The sequence below is a fragment of the Sphingomonas sp. Leaf412 genome (genome assembly GCF_001425405.1).
In the GTDB taxonomy this organism is placed as follows: Bacteria; Pseudomonadota; Alphaproteobacteria; order Sphingomonadales; family Sphingomonadaceae; genus Sphingomonas.
Genome location: NZ_LMQP01000001.1, coordinates 694107 through 699290 on the forward strand (window position 1 = coordinate 694107; position 5184 = coordinate 699290).

The window sequence follows — 5184 nt, forward strand, 5'->3', positions numbered from 1 at the left end:
GGCGCGGGGTGGAGCAGCCCGGTAGCTCGTCAGGCTCATAACCTGAAGGTCGCTGGTTCAAATCCAGCCCCCGCAACCATCGCAAGACCCGCCCTTGAGGCGGGTTTTTTGCGTTCGGGACAAAGCCGATTACCGGACGCGCTTGATCGAGCCGGAAAACGACAGCACCGGCGCTTCTTCCTGCGCGATGACGCCGCGGACGAACACGATGCTGCGGCCTGCGCGCATCACCTCGCCGCGCGCGGTCAGCACCGTTCCCGGCATCGCAGGCGCCAGGAATTCCGCGCCGAACGTCATCGTCACGCCGTGGAAGCCCTCGCTCATCCCCGCAGGGATGCGGAACAGCGCGAAATCCGCGAAGGTCATCAACGCCCCGCCGTGGACCGCGCCGAAGCCGTTGCGGTTGCGATCGCCGGGCAGGAAGCCGCAGACGAGCCCGCGCTCGTCCTCGCGCGAGTAGAATGGCCCCGCGAGATCCTCGAACGGATCGCCGGGTTTCCAGACGGACCAGCCCGCCCAGGCGCCGTCCTCGACGCGGACCAATCGTCCGTCGAGCGGTCCGTTCTCCGTCATGCCGATGCCTCCACCCGTTCGGCCAGGTCGAGCCAGCGCAGTTCGGCCGCATCCTTCTCCGCCCGCAGCGCCGCGATCCCCTTGCCGAGGCGATCGAACGTCGCGACGTCGCGGGTGTAGAGCGACGGGTCGGCCATCAGCGCCTCGTCGCGCGCGATCGCGGCGTCGATCTCCTCGATGCGCCGGGGGAGCAGCTCATAGTCGCGCTGGTCCTTGTAGCTCAGTTTCGTCCGCGCGGCGGGCGGCGGCGGGGGAGGCGGGGCCTTCGCCGCCGCCTTCTTCGGCTCGGTCCGCGGGCGGCGCTGACGCTCCCAATCCTCATACCCGCCCGCGACGACGTCCACCGTTCCGCTCCCGTCGAGGCCGAGCGTCACCGTGACGGTGCGGTCGAGGAAGTCGCGGTCGTGGCTGACGATCAGCACGGTGCCGGCGTAGTCGCCGATCACCTCCTGCAACAGGTCGAGGGTTTCGAGGTCGAGGTCGTTGGTCGGTTCGTCCAGCACCAGGAGGTTCGACGGCCGCGCGAACTCGCGCGCGAGCAGCAGGCGCGAGCGTTCGCCGCCCGACAATGTCCCGACGTTGGCGTCGATCAGGTTCGGATCGAACAGGAATTCCTTCAGGTAGCCGTGGACGTGCTTGCGCGATCCCAGGACGTCGATCCACTCGCCCCCGTGGGCCAGGACGTCGCGCACGGTCTTGTCCGGCGCCATCAGGCGGCGTTGCTGGTCGATGAAGATCTTGTCGAGCGTCTTCGCGCGCTTCACGCGGCCGGTATCGGGCTCGATCTCGCCGGTCAGCAGGCGCAGCAGCGTCGTCTTGCCCGCGCCGTTGCGGCCGACGATGCCGATCCGGTCGCCGCGTGCGACGCGGAAGGTCAGGTCGCGGATGATAATGCGGTCGCCGTAGCCCTTCGTCACATGTTCGGCGTCGATCACGATCTTCGTCTTGCTGTCGTCGGCGGCGATGCCGAGCGCGGCGGTGCCCTGCGGCCCGATCATCGCGGCGCGCGCGGCGCGCATCTCGTGCAGCTTGGCCAGCCGTCCCTGGTTGCGCCGCCGCCGCCCGGTCACGCCGCGCTGAAGCCAGTGTTCCTCCAGCTTCAGCTTCGCATCGAGGCGCGCGGCATTGCGCTCCTCCTCCGCGTGGACTGCGTCGGTCCAGGCGTCGAAGCCGCCGAAGCCGACCTCGTTCCGGCGCAACTGCCCGCGGTCCATCCACCACGTCTGCTTCGTCAGGCGCGTCAGGAACGTGCGGTCGTGGCTGATGACGACGAAGGCGCCGCGATAGCGCGAGAGCCAGTCCTCCAGCCATTCGATCGCGGCGATGTCGAGGTGGTTGGTGGGTTCGTCCAGCAGCAGCAGGTCCGGCGCGACCGACAGCGCGCGGACGATCGCGGCGCGACGCCGCTCGCCCCCGCTCGCCGTCGACGCATCGCGCGACAGGTCGATGCCCAGCTGCCCCGCGATCGCATCCGCCTCGTGCCGTTCGGGCGGGCGCGGGCCGCCCATGACGTAGTCGGCGAGCGTGGCGCAGGCGGACAGGTCCGGGTCCTGTTCCAGCATCACGATGTTGGTGCCCGGCACGACCGCGCGGCGGCCCTCGTCGGGCTCGACCGATCCCGCGATCAGTTTCAGCAGCGTGGACTTGCCCGCGCCGTTGCGGCCGATCAGCGCGAGCCGATCGCGCTCGTGGATCGCCAGGTCGAGGCCGCGGAACAGCCAGCCGGAGCCCTGCACGAGGCCGAGATTGTCGTAGGAGAGGATCGGTGCGGCCATGCCGCCGGCGCTACGGCGTTGTGCGCGCCCCTGCAACCGGGCGGCGAGGGCGGTTGCGCGGCGGGCGCGACATTCATAAGCTATTCAACGCTGCGCCATTACAGGCACGATCGTGAAGCCGACCTTCCTCCCCTGCCTGCCGCTGGTGCTGGCCGTCGTTTCCCCGGCCGCCGCGGCGCAGGGGCGCGACAGCGTGGCCGCGTGGCAGGCGACGCGGACCGGCAAGCTGCTGCCCCTGAAGGAGATCGAGCGCCGCGTGGTGCCGACGATGAAGGGCGCGCAATATATCGGGTTCGACCTGGAGCTGCCCAGCGGAGTCTACACGCTCAAGTTCCTGCGCGACGGCAACGTCATCTGGGTCGATGTCGACGGCCGCACGGGCAAGGTCCTGGGGCAGACCGGGCGGTAGCGCCGGTTCGCCTGCGCGACCTCCGTTCGGCCTGAGCGTCGTCGAAACATCGGCGGGGCGCATCGCCTTCGACTACGCTCAGGCCGAACGAAGGTTGGGATCCGGCCCCTGTTCGACCGTTCAGCTATGCGACAGTGGCGATTCCATAGCGGATCGCTTTCGTGCTAGCCCGCGCGTCACATACAGGGGAGTATCGATCCACCATGCGCGTCCTGATCGTCGAAGACGAACCGAACCTCGGCCAGCAGCTGAAGAACACGCTGGAAGGCGCGGGCTATGCCATCGACCTGGCCACCGACGGCGAGGAGGGGCATTTCCTCGGCTCGACCGAGAATTACGATGCGATCGTGCTGGACCTGGGCCTGCCCGAAGTCGACGGGCTGACCGTGCTGGACCGCTGGCGCAAGGAGGGGAAGGTGACCCCCGTGCTGGTGCTGACCGCGCGCGACAGCTGGTCGGACAAGGTCGCGGGGCTGGATGCGGGCGCGGACGATTACGTCGCCAAGCCGTTCCAGACCGAGGAGCTGATCGCCCGGCTGCGCGCGCTGATCCGCCGCGCGTCGGGCAATGCGTCGAGCGAGCTGACCGCGGGCGACGTCCGCCTCGACACGCGATCGGGCAAGGTCACCCGCGCGGGCGAGCCGGTGAAGCTGACCGCGCAGGAATACAAGCTGCTCAGCTACCTGCTGCATCACAAGGGCAAGGTGGTCAGCCGGACCGAGTTGATCGAGCATATCTACGACCAGGATTTCGATCGCGATTCGAACACGATCGAGGTGTTCGTGACGCGTATCCGCAAGAAGCTGGGCCAGGACGTCATCACGACGATCCGGGGGCTGGGGTATAGCCTGGAAGACCCGGACGCCTGACCGGTGCGAAACGCGTTCGGGTCCCGTCCGTCATGCCGGACCTGATCCGGCATCCATTGCGCCGCGAGAGCAATCCTTGCTCCGCTCGCGGCCCGATGGACCCCGGATCACGTCCGGGGTGACGGAGGTATGACGGCTGCTACATGACCGACGACACCACGCCCTTACCCGACCAGCCGCGCGCGCGCGGATCGCTGTCGCAGCGGATGATCCTGATCGCGGCGGTGTGGATTTCCGTGCTGCTGACCGGCGGGGGATTCGCGCTGGACCGCGTGCTGGTGGCCGCGGTGACCCGCAACGCCGACGACCAGTTGGAATATGTCCTGCGCTCGCTGCTGGTATCGGCGGAGATCGGGCCGGAGGGGGAGGTGATCTTCAACCGCGAGCCGGCGGACCAGCGGTTCCTGGAGCCGTATTCGGGGCTATACTGGCAAGTGTCGGCGCCGGGGAAGGAGACGTTCCCGTCGCGATCGCTGTGGGACCGGCAGCTCGCCTACGGCGCGCGGCACGACGACCGCAACGTCCACACCTACGACAGCAGGCAGTTCGGCGAGGAGAAGCTGCGCATCGTCGAGCGCGACGTGACGCTGCCGGGATCGCGCGTGCGCTGGCGGTTCCAGGTCGCGTCGAGCCGCGAGGCGCTGGACGCGCAGATATCGATCCTGCGGCGGACCTTGATCCGCAGCTTCGTGCTGCTGGGCCTTGGCCTCATCATCCTGGCCGCGATCCAGACCTTCTACGGCCTGCTGCCGCTGCGGCGGGTGCGGATGGAGATCGCGCGGATGCGGGCGGGGCGGTCGAGCCGGATCGCGGGCGACATGCCGGTCGAGGTCATGCCGATGGTGGAGGAATTGAACGCGCTGGTCGCGCATAACGAGACGCAGGCGGAGGAGGCGCGGCGGCATGCGGGCAATCTGGCCCATGCGCTCAAGACCCCGCTGACCGTCATCATGAACGCCGCCACCGCGCAGTCGGACGATTTGGCCGAGACGGTGGTGCGCGAGGCGCGGACGATGCGGCGGCAGGTCGACCACCATCTGGCGCGCGCGCGCGCGGTCGGCCGGCGCGGATCGGCGCACAGCCGCGCGGCGGTATGGCCGAGCGTCGAATCGGTCGAGCGGGCGGTGCAGCGATTGTACCCGCACGTCCGCATCGACATGGACGGGCCGAAGGACCTGGTCGCGCATATCGAGCGGCAGGACCTGGACGAGATCATGGGCAACCTGGTCGAGAATGCCGCCAAATACGGCGGCGGCAGCGTGTTCGTGACCGTGGGGGCGCAGGCGGGATTCGTCGAGGTGCTGGTCGAGGACGACGGGATGGGCATCCCGGAGGCGGACCGCATCCGCATCTTCGACCGCGGCGTCAGGCTGGATACGGGCAAGCCGGGCACCGGACTGGGGTTGGCGATCGTGCGCGACGTGGCGGAAATCTACGACGGGACGGTCAGCCTGGAGGAGAGCGAGGATCTGGGCGGGCTGCTGGTCCGGTTGCGGCTGCCCGCGGCGGGGTAGGGCGGATCGACATTCAACGTGCTGGTGCACGATGTCCGCGCGAA

General features: G+C 68.9%; 5 protein-coding genes and 1 tRNA gene. 4 read left to right on the plus strand and 2 right to left on the minus strand.

The features are described 5' to 3' along the window. Window positions 1–2 precede the first annotated feature (2 nt). Window positions 3–79 (plus strand) — tRNA-Met (locus tag ASG29_RS03335). Window positions 80–129: 50 nt separating this feature from the next. Here ASG29_RS03335 and ASG29_RS03340 read toward each other — a convergent pair. Both ASG29_RS03340 and ASG29_RS03345 read right to left on the minus strand, forming a co-directional pair. Next, complete coding sequence (locus ASG29_RS03340) at window positions 130–573, minus strand: PaaI family thioesterase (protein ID WP_055980036.1); 444 nt, start codon at window positions 571–573, stop codon at window positions 130–132. Further along, window positions 570–2348 carry an ABC-F family ATP-binding cassette domain-containing protein gene (locus ASG29_RS03345; RefSeq protein WP_055980038.1) on the minus strand — a complete coding sequence of 593 codons (1779 nt, stop codon included), beginning with the start codon at window positions 2346–2348 and terminating at the stop codon, window positions 570–572. The genes ASG29_RS03340 and ASG29_RS03345 overlap by 4 nt, the downstream gene beginning before the upstream one ends. A 112-nt stretch (window positions 2349–2460) precedes the next feature. On the opposite strand from ASG29_RS03345, the gene ASG29_RS03350 reads away from it, so the two are divergent. The 3 genes from ASG29_RS03350 to ASG29_RS03360 all read left to right on the plus strand — a co-directional run bounded on the left by ASG29_RS03350 (window position 2461) and on the right by ASG29_RS03360 (window position 5140). Next, entirely contained in the window at window positions 2461–2757 is a 297-nt protein-coding gene (locus tag ASG29_RS03350; RefSeq protein WP_235532743.1) for a PepSY domain-containing protein, read from the plus strand. A 203-nt stretch (window positions 2758–2960) separates the two neighbouring features. Then, window positions 2961–3626: a response regulator transcription factor gene (locus ASG29_RS03355; RefSeq protein WP_055980041.1), complete on the plus strand. Its 666-nt coding sequence runs from the start codon at window positions 2961–2963 to the stop codon at window positions 3624–3626. Window positions 3627–3769: 143 nt separating this feature from the next. Continuing rightward, a complete protein-coding gene (locus ASG29_RS03360; RefSeq protein ID WP_235532744.1) occupies window positions 3770–5140 on the plus strand; it encodes a sensor histidine kinase in 1371 nt (456 codons plus the stop codon). Window positions 5141–5184: the final 44 nt, after the last annotated feature.